Source organism: Rhizobium sp. AN80A (assembly GCF_030053015.1).
GTDB lineage: Bacteria > Pseudomonadota > Alphaproteobacteria > Rhizobiales > Rhizobiaceae > Rhizobium > Rhizobium metallidurans.
This window is the reverse complement of sequence record NZ_JASJPX010000002.1, coordinates 182,555-196,481: the sequence shown is the minus strand read 5'-3', so window position 1 is coordinate 196,481 and position 13,927 is coordinate 182,555. Positions and strand designations below refer to the sequence as shown.

The following is a 13,927-nucleotide window of genomic DNA, read 5'->3' as shown; positions in this document are numbered from 1 at the left end:
CACTCCGGCGCCGGGTTGCCCCGTTGAGTCACGAGTATGGGGATTGGCAAACCGCGCGGACGCCCGCGCGAGGGACATACGTGTTGTCGCTGGCTCGATAAGTCTTATAGCGCGACGCGCACCATTCGTAGTGACGAGAACTGACCCGCGCGGGGCGGTTGGCATTATTGACGGCGCCACTGATCAGAGCCCCGGCGCCAAAAGCCGCGAGCGGGTACCACCAGCCATCGGAATGACGGCGGTAGCCCCGGCGATGGTCGCGATAACCGCGGTGGCCGTGATACCAGCCCTCGCGGTGATCCCAGCGACGATACTGAATTTGGTCGACATTGGCTGTGACCTGCCTTGCCGTCGTCGGCGCCTGAATGGGCATCGCGGAGGCGGGAGCGATGGAGCTGATGACCGTTGCAATCGACAGGGCCGCTATCAGGGATTTCTTCAAATTCATTACGTTCTCCATTTGACAGATCGTGAACACTCCTTCCGATTAAAAGTTCCAGAAAATCAACCATCGAAGCCCGTTGCTCATTCATACCCCTTGGACCCAGGGCCTCGATCCAATCGACAATCCTTTTCATAGACATCAGCAACGTCTTCAATAAGGGTTCTTATCCGATAACCTACATCACGATTGAGGTGCGGGACTTCACTTCCAGCGGACAGCCGTCGCTCGGGATTGAAGCGCCAGACAGGATGCGGTAAGGCACTCTTTCCAAGTGTCGTGAATAAACTTCATCGTCGCCGCGACTTTCATGTCAGCGATCCATAATCGCGGTGATGGGCTTTGGCGTTCATCGAGCTGGAGGGAATGCGGCATCCGCACCAATCGATTGCTGAAACGGAGCATCCTGCGTTGAGAAGACCAACACGCCAGTTCACCGTCGAGGTCAGGTCGTCAAATCGTCGATCGTCCCTCAAACCAACCTCAATATGGGGTGACATTGACCTGAAGGCGCTGGTCCGTGAGGCCGAGGCTGAAATCGCACTTGATAGGAGCCCGGTCCCAACGCCAGTGGATCCCCCGGTAGAGGTAGCCCTGGAAGAGACGGTGGCGCCTCCTCTCCCCGTCGATGACAATCACGAACAAAACGAGGTTGGACCTGAAGTTTCAAGTGCAGGGGTTGCCAACCAGATCGACGTCGCTCTGCCCGTGCAGGTCGTCGACGCCGGCGAAGAGGCGACCCAGCAGGCGGCACGGCCCCGCAAAATCAAGCCTCGGCGACGTCCGGCTCGAACGGTCGAATCTGTGCCCGCTGTTGTCCCTGTCGATCAGACTGATGTTGACCGGCTGCTGGCCGAAAATCATGAGCTCAAATTGCTACTCCGCCAGAAGCTATTGCGAGACAACGCTTTATTGCGAGACATGTTGGATCGGAACTAAGCCTGACACCAGCGCTCTCGTTCTTCGGCGAGATAACCTGTTTTTTGTCCACGTGGCCGGGATTGCCATGCCTTCGTCGCAGCCGATCACTCGACGATCGGGCTAACTTTCTTTTGACGAAGATAGGGGGTCGTAGAAGGCTCGCGAGATGTCATCGACTGGCTGATCGCGGAGGGCACCGCCAGCCGAGACCGACCGTCAATCGATGGCTCGAAAGCTTTCCTACCACTACGTACGTACCCTCAATGCCCGCTCAGTTCTGTCGGCGATCTGTGTAACGGCGTAGGCGATCACCATGTAGATCACGACGGCGACCAGGAAGGCTTCGAGGTAGTAGAAGTTCAAAGCGGCGGTTAGCTGCGACTGAGCGAAGATATCGACGACCTCAATGGCGAAGCCGAGCGACAGTGCCTTCATGATCACCATGAAGGAATTGGCGAGATCGGGGATCGCCGCGACGATGACCTGCGGCAGCATCACACGACGGAAGAGCTGGCTCCTCTTGTAGCCCAGCGAATAGGCGGCGTCCGCCTGGCCGGTATCGAACGAGTTCAACGCCCCCTTGACGACCTCCGCCTGGAAGGCCGCGACGCACGCCGTCAGCGCCACGATCAGCGTTACCCAGTTCGGCGTCGAGTGGCCGTTGTAGTCGATGCCCGCAAGTGCGGCGAGGGCGTGCAGGGTCGATGGAAGGCCGTAATAGGCGAGGAAGATGACGATCACCATCGGCACGCCCTTGAAGGCGACCTTATAGGCAACGACGAGCTGGCGAAGCACCGGGATCTTCCGGTACTCAACCATGGCAAACAGGCTGCCAACGATCGTCGAAAGCACGAAGATTGCGAGCGCCATCGCCAGCGTGAGCGGCACCGCGCCCAGGATTTCGTGGAGATCGGGAAGAAGAACTTCGCTGTCGAACATGATAGTTTCCTTCCCTGATCAGACGGTGGCCATCAGCGGCGCGCTGACGGTCTTGTCGTTCGAAGCATATTTCCCCGAGCGGCGCTCGAAGAAGCGCACGATCGCCCACGCAACGAGGCACAGCACCGAATAGAGCACCGCGAGCACGAGATAGGTCTCGAACTGGTATTGGTTGTAGTCGCGTTCCATCACCAGATGGGCCGTCGCCATCACGTCCGCCGCGCCGATATACATGACCAGCGCCACGTTATGGATCAGGTAGATGATCGCGTTTCCATAGCCGGGAAGGGCGATATGGAGGGCCTGGGGCGCGACGACGCGTAGCAGCTTCCGCCGGAGCGTATAGCCGAGGCTGTCGGCCGCATCGTGCTGTCCGCGCTCGACCGCGAGATAGGCGGGACGCATGACCTCCGAGAGGTAACCGCCGTGATAGAGGCTGAGGCCGAGCATGGCCGCAATCGTCGGCGAGACGAAGTCTTCGATGCCAAAGACACCAACAAGCACCGGAAGGCCATAGAAGGCGACGAACAGCTGAAGAACAACGGGAACGCTGCGGGCGTAGGATACGTAAAGATCCGCCAGCTGGCTGATCACCGGAATCCTGCGCACCCGTAACGCTGTTGTGATCAAAGCCAGCACGAAGCCGGCGACCATGGCCGTGAACGTGATCGCAAGCGTCAGCGGCAATGCCGAGAGCAGCTCGGGGATCATTATGGAAAGGTCCACTTCGGAACACTCCTTCTTTCAGTCTGGGGCCCGGTCGCCGGCTTCAAAAGCCCGGCGTTACTTCATGTACGTGGTGATGTCTTCGCCGAACCACTTCCGCGAGAGCTTGGCCAGCGTGCCGTCAGCCTTGAGTTCCTTCAAGGCCTTGTCGATGCCATCGGACAGCGCCTTGTTTTCCTCGGAGCGGTGGATGAGCACGAAGGTCTGGTTGATCGCGACAGGCTCGCTCGCCTGCACTTTGAGCTTCTGCTCGTCGATGACGGTCTGCTCGCCGAGGTTCGACGGCAGAACGAGCGCGTCATACTTGCCGTTCTCGACTTCCTTCAGGCGGTCGGGGTAGGGAATGCCGGCGCTCGAAGCGGTGACCTCGATCTTGTAGTCGGGGTTCTTTTCCTGCCATGCGGTCGCGAACTTGTAGATGCCGCCGCCGGCGGTCACCGGCACGATCTTCTTGCCGACGAGATCCTTCATTTCCTTGATGCCGCTGTCCTTGCGGCTGTAGATTTTGATCAGGCTGGCGCCGATCGGCGCTTCCGGAATGAGGAACTGCTTTTCGCGCGCCGGAGCGCGGTAGTAGCCGCCCGTGGCGATGTCGTACTTGCCGGTCGCAAGGCCGGTTTCCTGGGCGATGTCGGCAGCGCCTTCCATCACGAACTTGTACTGCGGCAGCTTGGCGTTGATCGCCTTCAGCACGTCGGGCTCGTAGCCCTGCGGCTCGACGCCGATAGCGCCCCAGGACAGCGGCTTGGATTCGGCCGATGTGGCGATCTTGATGGTGCGGACGTCTTCGGCGAACGAAGCGGTTGCGAATGCGATCGCGACGCCTGCGACGGCGAGACCGAGACCACGGCGAGAGATTGAACTCATGGAAGTCATTTCAGGCATCCTTTCTTTACTGGATCGTACGTTCGGAATTGAGGAACTGTGCGAGGCGCGGGTTGGAAGGCGTATCGAAGATTTCGGAGGGGCTACCATCGGCCGCGACGACACCCCCGTCCATGAAAACGATGCGGTTCGAGATGTTCTTGGCGAAATGCATCTCGTGGGTGACGAGCAGCGAGGTGATGCCGGACGATGTGACGTCCTTGATCACCTTCAGGACCTCGTTGACGAGTTCGGGATCGAGCGAGGAGGTCGGCTCGTCGAACAGCATGACATCGGGCTTGACCGCGAGTGCTCTGGCAATGCCCGTTCTCTGCAACTGGCCGCCGGAAAGCTGGGACGGATAGTTGTCGAGCTTGTTCGACAGCCCGACCCGCTCAAGCTCCTGCAGCGCGATCGCACGGGCCTCGTCCTTCGACTTGCCCTGGACGACGACCAGCGGATCCATGACGTTCTGGATAACAGTCATGTTCTTGAAAACGTTGAACTGCTGGAACACCATCGCCGTGCGCAGGCGGATCGCCTGGACGGCGGCCTTGTCGGGACGCGCGAAATCCATCTTGATGTCATCGAAGGCGATGGTTCCGGATGCCGGCTTCGCCAGGTGATTGATGCACTTCAGCAGCGTCGTCTTGCCGGTGCCGCTTGGGCCGATAATCGACACCACGTCGCCTCTTTTCACGGAGAGATCGACGCCGTTCAGGATCTGGGTGGTCCCGTAGGACAGCTTCAGGTTCTTGATCTCGAGCATTGCGGGTCTCAGTTCCTCTGGAAAGATGGTTCGGAATGCGCTTCGGCACCGTCGTCGGCCCATTCGTCGCCGAGGAGTTCCGGCGTGTCGAAGGCTTGCAGGTTGGCGAAATGCGCTTCGCGGTCCTCGACGAAGAGCGACCGAACGATGCCGCGCGCCAGACGGTCGGCACCTTCGCTGATCGCCGGAATGTCGCCGGTAACCTTGCCGTGGCTTAGCGTCGCCGGGAAATTGAAGCAGTGGATTTTAGACAGCGTCGGGCAGGAACCCGGCCGTTTTTCGAGAAACTCGAACGCGCCACCGAGATCCGGCGAGCCCTGGAGCTCACCATTCGCCATGCCCGCCGGCGTCGGGAAGCGATCGCGCCACAGCCGGATATGCGGTTCGAAGCTTGCCAGTTCCGGCCGGTTGGTCAGGTCGATCTTGAAACCGGTTCCGAAGATCAGGAAATCGATGGGATAGCTGCCGCGCGGCGTCGTGACGACGATATGGTCACCTTCCTGACGCAGGGCGCTGATCGGGCTTTCGAGATGAAGATGCGCCTGCTCGAAGGCGCTGACGCGCAGCACGCTCGGGCGAGGCGGCGGCGTCTGCTCGCTCATGGCATAGTTCAGGAAACGCCACTTCCATTCGTCCGGCAGCCCGGCAAAGCCATGAACCACGCCCTGGCTGCCGATACCGGTGAACTTGTTGATGGCGGGAAGCTTGCTGCGGCGCACGAACATGTCGAGACGGGCGGCCCCCGCCTCCAGCGCGCTTGCCGCGTTGTCCATGGCCGAGGCACCGGCCCCGATCACGCCCACGCGCTTGCCGCGCAGTGCGCCGAAGTCGACTTCGTCAGCCGTATGCGCCCAAAACTTGCGATCGATACTCTTGGCGATGTCCGGCACGAACGGACCGCCGAGCCCATCGCGCCCCGTTGCCAGCACGACATGGCGGGCAACGATCGTCTCCTTGGCGCTGCCCTCAAGGCACGTGATATCGAGCATACCGTCTTCACGCGGGAGGATGCTGTCGACAGAGACGCCGTTGCGCACCGGAAGCTCGAGCACTTTCCTGTACCAGATCAGATAGTCCATCCAGATCTCGCGCGGCGCGCGATCGAGCGCGACCCATGCCTCGCGGCCGAAGCGCGCTTCGTAATAGGCCCGAAATGTGAGCGCCGGCAGGCCCATCGCCGGCCCGGTAAGCTGCTTTGGCGAACGCAGGGTTCGCATGCGTGCAAAGGTGACCCACGGCCCTTCCTGCCCCGCCGCCGCCTTGTCGAGCACGACGTGATTGGCGACACCGAGGCGCTTCAACATGCCGGAGGCGACAAGCCCTGCCATCCCGCCGCCGATGACGACGACATCGACGACTGGCCGACCATTGACGTCGCGCGTGGGAACCCAGGATTTCGCCGGCAATTCGAGCCATGAGAGATCCTGACGCAGGCGCTCCTCTAAAGCTGTGATATTGTCGGGATGTGCGGAAAGGTCGCTCATACGGGCGTTCCCTCTGAAATAATAGTTTGGCCGTAGACACTGTCGGCCAGCGCGTCGGTGCCGTTCGCCTCCAAAAGACGGCAGCCGGGCATTGCAAGCGACTGCACCCGCGCCGCATCGATGACGGCGGAGACCGTCGGCGTCAGCGGCAGCGCCGCGGCGGAGATCGCACCGAACAGGAACGGAATGTGCTGATCGAGCCGGCGCATGACGACGCCATCCAGCGGCATGCCGCAGACAGTTGCCGGCTCCACGATCGCGACGCCCAATCCGGCGCGCACAAGCGACAGCGCCGTCAGCGACGCATTGACGTCGATGATCCGCTCGGGCGCGACGCCGGCGCGCTCAAGCGCTTCGTCGACGCGGTGGCGCAGGCGGTATGGGTTGGCAAGCGTGATCAGCCGACGATCGGCGATATCAGACAGGCGAACGATGTCGCCGCTCGCAAGCGGATCGTCGGCGCCGATGGCAACGACACAGGGCGCTTCAGCGATCCAGTGTATCTCGAGGCCGGGATGCTCGAGCGGAAGGCTCGATATGCCGAGATCGGCCGAGCGAGCGATCACGGCCTGAACCACATTTTCGGCCGCGAGCGACTGGACGTGCAAATGACGGGGGATGAGGTCGGCGGGCAGGGCGGCCAGCGCCTGTGGAAGGATGCCTGCCGCAAGCGACGGCGTTGCCGCCACGGTCAGCGTCGCCGGCTCGTCACGGCCGATAGCCTCGGCGCGCTCGCGTATATGGATGAGGCTGGCAAGATGACGTTCGACCTCGGCGTGAAAGCGCAGGCCGCGCGCCGTCGGCTGGATGCGCCCGCTGCTTCGATGCAGCAGCGCGTAGCCGAGCTCGGCCTCCAGATCCTGGATCAGCCGGCTGACGGCTGGCTGCGACCGCCCGAGCAGACGCGCCGCTCCGGTCACGGAGCCTGCGGACATCACGGCCGCAAAGGCTTCAAGCTGGCGAATGTCAATTGAGTTGCTATGCATACTTAACATCAACCACTATCTGTCATGCATTAAAAGCATGAGTTTTCTATAAATGCACCCGAGAATAGATAATTATTTTGCATGACTTCAAGGGGCTCATGCTAATTTGACATGACTGGCAGCCCGATCTAACTGGCGCTCTCCAGCGGATTGCAAAGGAGCCTCTTTTGACACTCATAGAAACGCTTGCCGACGTAAAACCTGGCTCGGCGCTCGCCGAGGCAATGGAGAAGCGCGCGGAGATCCTGCGTCTCAGCGAGGCCGCGCACGATGCCGTCCTTCTGCCACGTGATCCCGGCGGACTGTCGCATGGCTTGCGTGCGGCACTTGCCGCGCGCATGGCGCGGCACAACGGCAACGAAGCGCTTGCCGACCACTATGATGAACTGGTGAAACGCGCCGCGGAAAACGAAACCGTATTGCTCGCGCAGCCCGGCACCAATGTCGGCGATCCCCGTACCGCCGAGATCGTCCGCCACGCCGACCGCCTGACCGTGGCACCGCGCGAGGCCACGCGCGGCCATATCGAAGCATTGCGAAGCGCGGGCATTACCGACGCCGACATCGTCCGCCTGTCGGAGCTTGCCGCCTTCGTGAATTATCAAGTGCGCGTCATCGCGGGCCTGACACTGATTGGAGCAAGAAAATGAGCGAGACGGTCCACAGCTTCACCACAACGATTCCTCGCTGGCAGCCCTACGTCGTTCCTGTTGATCTTGAGACCGCGACCGAGGAGCAGCGCGAGGCCATGCAGGTCACGCCTTCGAACAAGGGCATATCGACCTATGTGTTGACGCTCGCGCACGATCCTGAATCGCTTGCCGTTCGCTCGCCCTTGTTCAATCTGATCATGTACGGCAAGGACGGGCTTTCGCTCGGCGAGCGCGAACTGGGCGCCACCGCCGCATCCGTCGTCAACCGCTGCGTCTACTGCGCCGCCGTCCACGCGTCGCGCTTCATAAATTACACCAAGCGCACCGACGTCATCGACACCATCTTCGCCGACGAACTCGACGCCGAACTCGACGAGCACCTGCAGGCGATCTTCGACTTCTCGGCGCATCTGTCGACGACGCCGCCAAAGGCGACGCAAGCCGATGCGCAGGATCTGGCCGACGTCGGCCTGTCCGAGCTTGAATCCCTGGACCTGGTCCTGTCGTCGGCGATCTTCGGCTGGGCGAATAGACTGATGCATACGCTGGGCGAGCCCATAAGGGACTAAGTCAGGCTCAAGGGTGCGCGCCCTCCCAAGCGGATCCACGGAGGGCGCGGTATCCTGACGGTAACTCGAGGAAGAGAACCATCGAAGATGGAAGTCGGCTCAGATCGTTGACGGAATGCTCGACGGAAGTTTCAGGCTAGCCTACCATCGCATGTTCAGATCGATTGAGGCTGCTGTCGCCGTTCATGGCGGCCGAGGATGACGCCGTTGCGAACGACAATTCTGCCTTTCTTGATCACATGTCTTACCCTTGAGAGATTGTGCCCTTCAACGATCGCGATATCGGCGAGCCGTCCAGGCACAATCAATCCTCTATCGGAGGCAAGTTCTGGAAGGGCGCGGGAAACGTTCCCGGTGGCCAGGGCGACGGCACGCGCAACGCTCGAATGGCCGAGCCGGACCATTCGATTCACCGCATCAAGGATAGGATCCCAGTCGCCACCGGCAAAATCCGTCGACAAGGTATCGACAAGTCCTTCCGAGACGAGACGATCGAGATTCGTCGGCTGATTGCGCCAGCGCGTGGAGACGCAATCGAGCGTCGACACATCGATGGTTACCCCAGTTGAGCGAAGACGTCTCACCGTGGAGACACATTCGTCGGGCTCGAATGACGGATGATTGCTGTGAGCCGCGATCATTCGCGCCTTGGGATGAGCGACAGCTAGGCCTATCAGCGTTTCCGCCGTCGGCGTCGCATTGTGGAATATCGCCGGGAACCCGAGGCGACCGGAGGCTTCGGCGATCTCCGCGAGACCCCGCAAGGAAGCCGAGACAGGCGGCATGACCGTGGCGCGGATGAGTTCAGCGAGCGCTGAAGCATCGATCACGGGGTGAAGCATCGAACCAAGCAATAGATCGTCCAAGGCCTTGAGATCGGTGACGGTTTGGTCGAGTTTACGGCCAACCACCGCCTCTTTTAGCGCGCGTGCAAGATTTGGATGAATGCGTATGGCCGTCGCTTCGTGAATAGCGTCGGGAATGAACCGGTAATCCTGGGCGCCACCGCCGAGCGTCTGGCCACCGCCCGCCTCGCCCAAGGCCTTCGCACCGGCCTTGATCATGGCTTCAATCGTCATCTTGTGGTGGCGTTCACCCAGGCCCGCGCCATCGATGGCGATCGCGGCCGCGAGATTGGCGGGCGTATGAGCTGTCGAGACCGCCACCTCCAGGGGATGATCAAATGGCGCCGTCGCGATCTCATCGGTCAGTGGAAGCCCGCACACATTGAGAAGCGTGGTCGTGCCCGAGAGGAGATGTCGGTTGAGATGGTATTCGATATCACTTGGCGCGAAAGGGCTCGATCCACTAGGCATGGTGGGTCCCAACGTGCATCCATGAGCATGGCCGTTGATGATACCCGGCAGGATCGTGCAACCAGTGGCGTCGATGACCCGCGCGCTCGTGGGATAATCGATGACGCCCGCGATAACGTCCACGATCGCTTGGCCGGCGATCAGAACGTTTCCAGTCTCAATCTCGGTTACACCGTCGCCCGTGACGATACGTCCGTTGACGATCATCGTGTCCAGCCCTTGCTTGATCATGATGCTTCACCTCCATCTGGGATACCGGCCAGCCCGTAACCGAGACCACGCACCAAGCGGATCGGATTGCCATGAAACCCCGGTCCGAGCAGCCTGCGCAACGTGGCGATGTGAACATTGACGGTTCGTGGGTCCACGAAGACATTGCTTGGCCAGCATCTGGCAATGATTTCGCGCCTAGAGAACACGCGCCCCGGATGACGCAGGAAGAGGTCCAGGATCATGAACTCGATGCGAGGAAGCTCAACCACCGCGCCGTCATGCCAAACCCGCCAAAGAGCTGGATCGAGCGAGATTCCGCCATGTGAAAGTCGCACCTGTCTTCGTTGCGGCGCCAAGGCAAACGCGATCTGGCGTGCGGCGCTGGACGCGGTGAACACGCGGTTGGCACCGGCGTTTCGATAGGTTCGACGCTGGCTACCACCCAGCCGAGCAACCACGACAACCAACTGAAGGCGACTTGAGGTCCGGCTGTCACGAATTTCCCGGCAGGCCGTAAGCGAGGCAGGTAGGCGGGCGTCAATCAGCACGCCGTCGACATCAAGCCGCCTCACGGCGGCCACGGTTTCTCGCGCGGTTCGACGAAAGACCGTGTTCAAACCCGATCGCTCAAGGACCTGGACGACTGCTGAAAATACGCCAGGCTCCCGCGATCCGATAACTATTATCGGTCGCATGGTGGTATTTGCTCAAATGTTGAACTGATGACCAAAGATCTCACGAGGTCGAACGTGGTTCAATCGCTCTTTGCAACCGGGGGATTAAGAAATGTATCGGTGTCACGAAAGGGGGTCGGATCGAAGAGGCTCTTTCCCGCGTGTTGCCCCACTCTTGAATGCGGTGCATTGGTCGGGATCCGGGATCCGGGATCTAATCGCCTGCTTTTCTCATCGGCTGGGCTCGCGCTAAAAAGCCTCCGTGGGAGGTAAGGAAGCTTTTCCCCGACGCCGGTTGTCGGCTGGACCTCCAGATAGCACAGGCGTCCATTCGCCAACCAGCGACAATCAAGAAGGTTCCGCGATTAACTTGTCCGTCGTTGTCGGACCAACCGCGTCCAGGCGTGGTGGAAGGCGGTGCCCAGGTAATGAGCGGTGGGGCGCGTCTGATCCCCTCTCTTTTCATCCTTGGCAACTCGAATGAGTGGCCGTCAGACTGATAGCGCGCCTGGATGAATACACGCCTATCTTGATTGGTGTTTGAACATTGCTCAGTGCACGATCGTTCGCGGACCAGATCACGGAGAGATCAACGATGTGCAAAAGCCCAGACCCGACCGAACGCCTCTTCCCGCACGATGTCCCGGGCACCGGGAAAGGAAGGTCCAAACCCTCTTCATGTGCCGAATGCCGCCTGTCGAGGTTAGGCTGCCCTGGGAGCCGGCAGGCCAAGATACTGGCGCTCGAGGAACGCGAGGGCGGCGCGCGTCACGGATAACCCGGGAGTACCGCACCATTACCATCAAATCTGAGAGTTGGCGCCAGCCGCCGCGAGTGCAACTATAGGTACAGCGCCGGTCGCCGGGACCGGCGTATGCACCGACTGGAAGCCACATTGGATGACGCCTCCTCAAGCGCCGGCCCGCGGGCCGGTGTCGCCATGCTATCCTTGGAACACTCAGCACCAGATGACAATCTGGTCTCAGCCATTCGAGCCATGTCGCTCGATGCTTTTCACGTGTCCTCGATCCTCAAGCTCAGACGCCTGCTGATCTCGACTCGCGTTGATCTGGTGATCATCGTTGCGTCAGGCGACGCCGAGGCTGGTATCCGACTGTGCGGGCAAGTTCGCGCGACGAGCGACATTCCATTGATCATCATTCTTCCGGGAAACCGGGAAGATATGATCGAGATGGCATTCGATATCGGGGTCGACGACTGTTTTTCCGCCTCTCTCGCCATGTCGCAATGTCAGGCGCGGATCAGGGCGCTTTTGCGGCGCGCCGCCTATGCTCTCGGTCATCGAGCCGACCCCACGGTCATTCGTTTTGGCGAGTTCATCCTTCATCCTCGAGAGCGGGTCCTGAGGGACCTGAAGGGAACAACCATCGATCTCACCTCGACGGAGTTCGAGCTGATGTTGACCTTCTGTCGAAACCCTGGACGCGTCATGACGCGGGAGGAGCTGCTTTCGCTCACACACACCGGGCTCGCGGGGCCGGTCACACGCACGATCGACGTGCATGTCAGCCGGCTGAGGCAAAAGCTCGAACCGCGAAGTAACAGTCCGACACTGCTCAAGACGGTCCGACTTGGAGGATACATACTGGTCGTCGACGTCACATCGGACTAACGCAACGCCTCGCCCTGGATTTGTTAAGTTTTGTTGCGGCTTCGCGCACGTGTTGAAGCTCAAGCTAGCCGACGATATTCATATCAAAATGGATACATTTAGCCGGAGAAGCTATCAATGGCACGGTCGAACGTGCCGGCTGGCGATATTTTTCCAGCTCGCTCGACGGTGTCCGGTCACAGCGTCCTAACTTGGGAGAGATGGATGAGTTCAAGGGCCTTACTTGCAGGTGTCATCGACTGTGCCTTCTCGATCGGGTCCGAACCCGCGCTTCAAAAGGCCATTGGGCGTGTCGCCAAGCGCAATGGGTATGACAGTTTTGCCTATCTCAGCCTGCGCGCGGCGACCGCGCAAAATTTCGCGATCTCGAACTACGCGGCCGAGTGGCAGTCGCTCTATTTCGATCGCTCCTACATGATCGTTGATCCCATCATCACGATGGGAAAGCGCTTGATGCGGATTTTTAGATGGTCTGTCGACGCCGAGCGCAAACTCGCCAACGCCGATCAGCGGGGTTTTTGGGACCAGGCATCCGACTTTGGGATCCGAAACGGTCTGACAATCCCGATCACAACGGGATACGGCCAGGTCGCCATGCTGACATTCGCGACGTCGTCGAAAGGACCGCCACATGATGTCGTGGCCTCCGACATTGCCCTGGCCGCGACGGCGGTGGCCTTCCTGCACCAGCGCTTTAGGAATTCCTCGAACCCAACAATGATGCGCAAACCCGGCCTTACGGATCGCGAAGCACTTTGTGCGCGATGGGCGTCGACTGGAATGCCAATGCATGAAATCTCCGCGATAACTGGGTACTCATTCCACACTGTCAGGTTTGACCTCGATAACGTCAGGGCAAAACTGGGAGTCAGGAACCTGCAGGAGGCACTCTGCGTCGCAATAGCAATGCGTCTGATCTGATCATACGCAGTGTTCTCGCACGTCTTGATGGTTCGCCGCAACGTGGGCGAACCATCGGTCTAGGCTAGGCGGCTTGGCGGCTGGTTGGTGAAAGCCGTGAACGATAAGACACCGGTCGCAACAGGTCGAACGTATCGGTATTGATCACAAGGCGACCGGCTATGCTATTTGTCTCGTTTATCAAGCGGGGTTTTCCCAGTCTTGTGATCGGCCAACCGCGCTGCCTCAGCAGACGCTCCATGCGAAGATCGGTGGCCGTCACAAGGTCTGTCCAACCGTTTTGGAGACACCACTCGATAATCCCGGCAAGCAGGCAAAATGTGGCCTCGTGCGTTGCTCCACGCTGGCTAGATTGCGTGGTCGTGTCCACGCAGAAGCGCGAGCTTTCGATCGTCGTCGGACTGGTGGCGAGGTGCCCGTCCTCCAGCAATTGCCGAAACACCCCCATCAACATGTTCGGACCACTCGTCGGAAGCAGGCGAACCGATCCAACCACCCCTGCCCGGTCATCAAGGACAAGGATATAGGTCGGCCCGCAGTCGTCGAACTGATCGAACTCGCGGCCATGCTGACACTCGACATCCCAGCCAAGTCGCCCTTGGAAAACCTTCGCCCGCAACCGGTGCATTTCGTCAAGCAGTGCCTCTTCGGCGGATGTCCGCGGCACGCGAATATCTATGACTTCCATGTCGTCACTCTCCCTTGTTGAACAGGGACAGAGTGATGGCCTTCGATACTCGCTTCCAGTCGCACATCTGTGGGTCGACCCTCTCTCGGTTTCCGCGAGAGCGGCTGTCCCGATAGGAAACCAGATGTA

General features: G+C 60.2%; 15 protein-coding genes. 5 read left to right on the top strand and 10 right to left on the bottom strand.

Translation table 11 applies throughout. From position 1 onward, the window contains the following. Positions 1–28: 28 nt before the first annotated feature. Positions 29–448, bottom strand: coding sequence for a BA14K family protein (locus P3R82_RS07260; RefSeq protein WP_112435703.1), 420 nt, complete (start codon positions 446–448; stop codon positions 29–31). Between the two features lie 336 nt (positions 449–784). Between P3R82_RS07260 and P3R82_RS07255 the strand changes: the two genes are divergently transcribed. After that, the gene (locus P3R82_RS07255) at positions 785–1,381 is read left to right on the top strand and encodes a hypothetical protein (RefSeq protein WP_112991241.1); all 597 of its coding nucleotides are present in this window, start codon (positions 785–787) and stop codon (positions 1,379–1,381) included. 228 nt (positions 1,382–1,609) lie between these two features. Here the strand turns inward: P3R82_RS07255 and P3R82_RS07250 are convergent, their stop codons facing one another. From P3R82_RS07250 to P3R82_RS07225, 6 genes are read right to left on the bottom strand one after another with little or no spacing between them, the layout of a single operon-like run. Beyond that, on the bottom strand, positions 1,610–2,302 hold the full coding sequence (locus P3R82_RS07250; RefSeq protein WP_111564263.1) for an amino acid ABC transporter permease: 693 nt from the start codon (positions 2,300–2,302) through the stop codon (positions 1,610–1,612). Between the two features lie 18 nt (positions 2,303–2,320). After that, entirely contained in the window at positions 2,321–3,028 is a 708-nt protein-coding gene (locus tag P3R82_RS07245; protein WP_283193604.1) for an amino acid ABC transporter permease, read from the bottom strand. A gap of 57 nt (positions 3,029–3,085) precedes the next feature. Further along, positions 3,086–3,904, bottom strand: a complete 819-nt coding sequence (locus P3R82_RS07240) for an amino acid ABC transporter substrate-binding protein (RefSeq protein WP_111564265.1) — start codon at positions 3,902–3,904, stop codon at positions 3,086–3,088. Positions 3,905–3,920: 16 nt separating this feature from the next. Next, complete coding sequence (locus P3R82_RS07235; protein WP_111564266.1) at positions 3,921–4,661, bottom strand: amino acid ABC transporter ATP-binding protein; 741 nt, start codon at positions 4,659–4,661, stop codon at positions 3,921–3,923. An 8-nt stretch (positions 4,662–4,669) separates the two neighbouring features. Further along, positions 4,670–6,145: an NAD(P)/FAD-dependent oxidoreductase gene (locus P3R82_RS07230; protein ID WP_283193603.1), complete on the bottom strand. Its 1,476-nt coding sequence runs from the start codon at positions 6,143–6,145 to the stop codon at positions 4,670–4,672. Further along, on the bottom strand, positions 6,142–7,131 hold the full coding sequence (locus P3R82_RS07225; RefSeq protein ID WP_111564268.1) for a LysR family transcriptional regulator: 990 nt from the start codon (positions 7,129–7,131) through the stop codon (positions 6,142–6,144). The genes P3R82_RS07230 and P3R82_RS07225 overlap by 4 nt, the downstream gene beginning before the upstream one ends. Before the next feature lie 167 nt (positions 7,132–7,298). Between P3R82_RS07225 and P3R82_RS07220 the strand changes: the two genes are divergently transcribed. Further along, a complete protein-coding gene (locus tag P3R82_RS07220; RefSeq protein WP_111564269.1) occupies positions 7,299–7,781 on the top strand; it encodes a hypothetical protein in 483 nt (160 codons plus the stop codon). Further along, positions 7,778–8,353 (top strand): peroxidase-related enzyme, encoded by a 576-nt coding sequence (locus P3R82_RS07215; RefSeq protein ID WP_111564270.1) that lies wholly within the window; start codon positions 7,778–7,780, stop codon positions 8,351–8,353. Before P3R82_RS07220 ends, P3R82_RS07215 begins: the two co-directional genes overlap by 4 nt. 155 nt (positions 8,354–8,508) lie before the next feature. On the opposite strand, the gene P3R82_RS07210 is transcribed toward P3R82_RS07215, so the two are convergent. Both P3R82_RS07210 and P3R82_RS07205 read right to left on the bottom strand, forming a co-directional pair. Beyond that, on the bottom strand, positions 8,509–9,900 hold the full coding sequence (locus P3R82_RS07210; protein ID WP_283193602.1) for an amidohydrolase family protein: 1,392 nt from the start codon (positions 9,898–9,900) through the stop codon (positions 8,509–8,511). Further along, positions 9,897–10,499 carry a winged-helix domain-containing protein gene (locus P3R82_RS07205; protein ID WP_283193601.1) on the bottom strand — a complete coding sequence of 201 codons (603 nt, stop codon included), beginning with the start codon at positions 10,497–10,499 and terminating at the stop codon, positions 9,897–9,899. The genes P3R82_RS07210 and P3R82_RS07205 overlap by 4 nt, the downstream gene beginning before the upstream one ends. 1,054 nt (positions 10,500–11,553) lie before the next feature. On the opposite strand from P3R82_RS07205, the gene P3R82_RS07200 reads away from it, so the two are divergent. Next, positions 11,554–12,189 carry a response regulator transcription factor gene (locus P3R82_RS07200; RefSeq protein ID WP_112949673.1) on the top strand — a complete coding sequence of 212 codons (636 nt, stop codon included), beginning with the start codon at positions 11,554–11,556 and terminating at the stop codon, positions 12,187–12,189. A gap of 117 nt (positions 12,190–12,306) precedes the next feature. Further along, positions 12,307–13,110, top strand: coding sequence for an autoinducer binding domain-containing protein (locus P3R82_RS07195; RefSeq protein WP_283193600.1), 804 nt, complete (start codon positions 12,307–12,309; stop codon positions 13,108–13,110). A 64-nt stretch (positions 13,111–13,174) separates the two neighbouring features. Here the strand turns inward: P3R82_RS07195 and P3R82_RS07190 are convergent, their stop codons facing one another. Continuing rightward, positions 13,175–13,798 carry an acyl-homoserine-lactone synthase gene (locus P3R82_RS07190; protein ID WP_112949662.1) on the bottom strand — a complete coding sequence of 208 codons (624 nt, stop codon included), beginning with the start codon at positions 13,796–13,798 and terminating at the stop codon, positions 13,175–13,177. Positions 13,799–13,927: the final 129 nt, after the last annotated feature.

Excerpts from the sequence above, each read along its gene's own strand:
- P3R82_RS07260 (WP_112435703.1), bottom strand. The coding sequence starts at position 448 with ATGAATTTGAAGAAATCCCTGATAGCGGCCCTGTCGATTGCAACGGTC.
- P3R82_RS07250 (WP_111564263.1), bottom strand. The coding sequence starts at position 2,302 with ATGTTCGACAGCGAAGTTCTTCTTCCCGATCTCCACGAAATCCTGGGC.
- P3R82_RS07240 (WP_111564265.1), bottom strand. The coding sequence starts at position 3,904 with ATGACTTCCATGAGTTCAATCTCTCGCCGTGGTCTCGGTCTCGCCGTC.
- P3R82_RS07235 (WP_111564266.1), bottom strand. The coding sequence starts at position 4,661 with ATGCTCGAGATCAAGAACCTGAAGCTGTCCTACGGGACCACCCAGATC.
- P3R82_RS07230 (WP_283193603.1), bottom strand. The coding sequence starts at position 6,145 with ATGAGCGACCTTTCCGCACATCCCGACAATATCACAGCTTTAGAGGAG.
- P3R82_RS07225 (WP_111564268.1), bottom strand. The coding sequence starts at position 7,131 with ATGCATAGCAACTCAATTGACATTCGCCAGCTTGAAGCCTTTGCGGCC.
- P3R82_RS07215 (WP_111564270.1), top strand. The coding sequence starts at position 7,778 with ATGAGCGAGACGGTCCACAGCTTCACCACAACGATTCCTCGCTGGCAG.
- P3R82_RS07210 (WP_283193602.1), bottom strand. The coding sequence starts at position 9,900 with ATGATCAAGCAAGGGCTGGACACGATGATCGTCAACGGACGTATCGTC.
- P3R82_RS07200 (WP_112949673.1), top strand. The coding sequence starts at position 11,554 with ATGTCGCTCGATGCTTTTCACGTGTCCTCGATCCTCAAGCTCAGACGC.
- P3R82_RS07195 (WP_283193600.1), top strand. The coding sequence starts at position 12,307 with ATGGCACGGTCGAACGTGCCGGCTGGCGATATTTTTCCAGCTCGCTCG.
- P3R82_RS07190 (WP_112949662.1), bottom strand. The coding sequence starts at position 13,798 with ATGGAAGTCATAGATATTCGCGTGCCGCGGACATCCGCCGAAGAGGCA.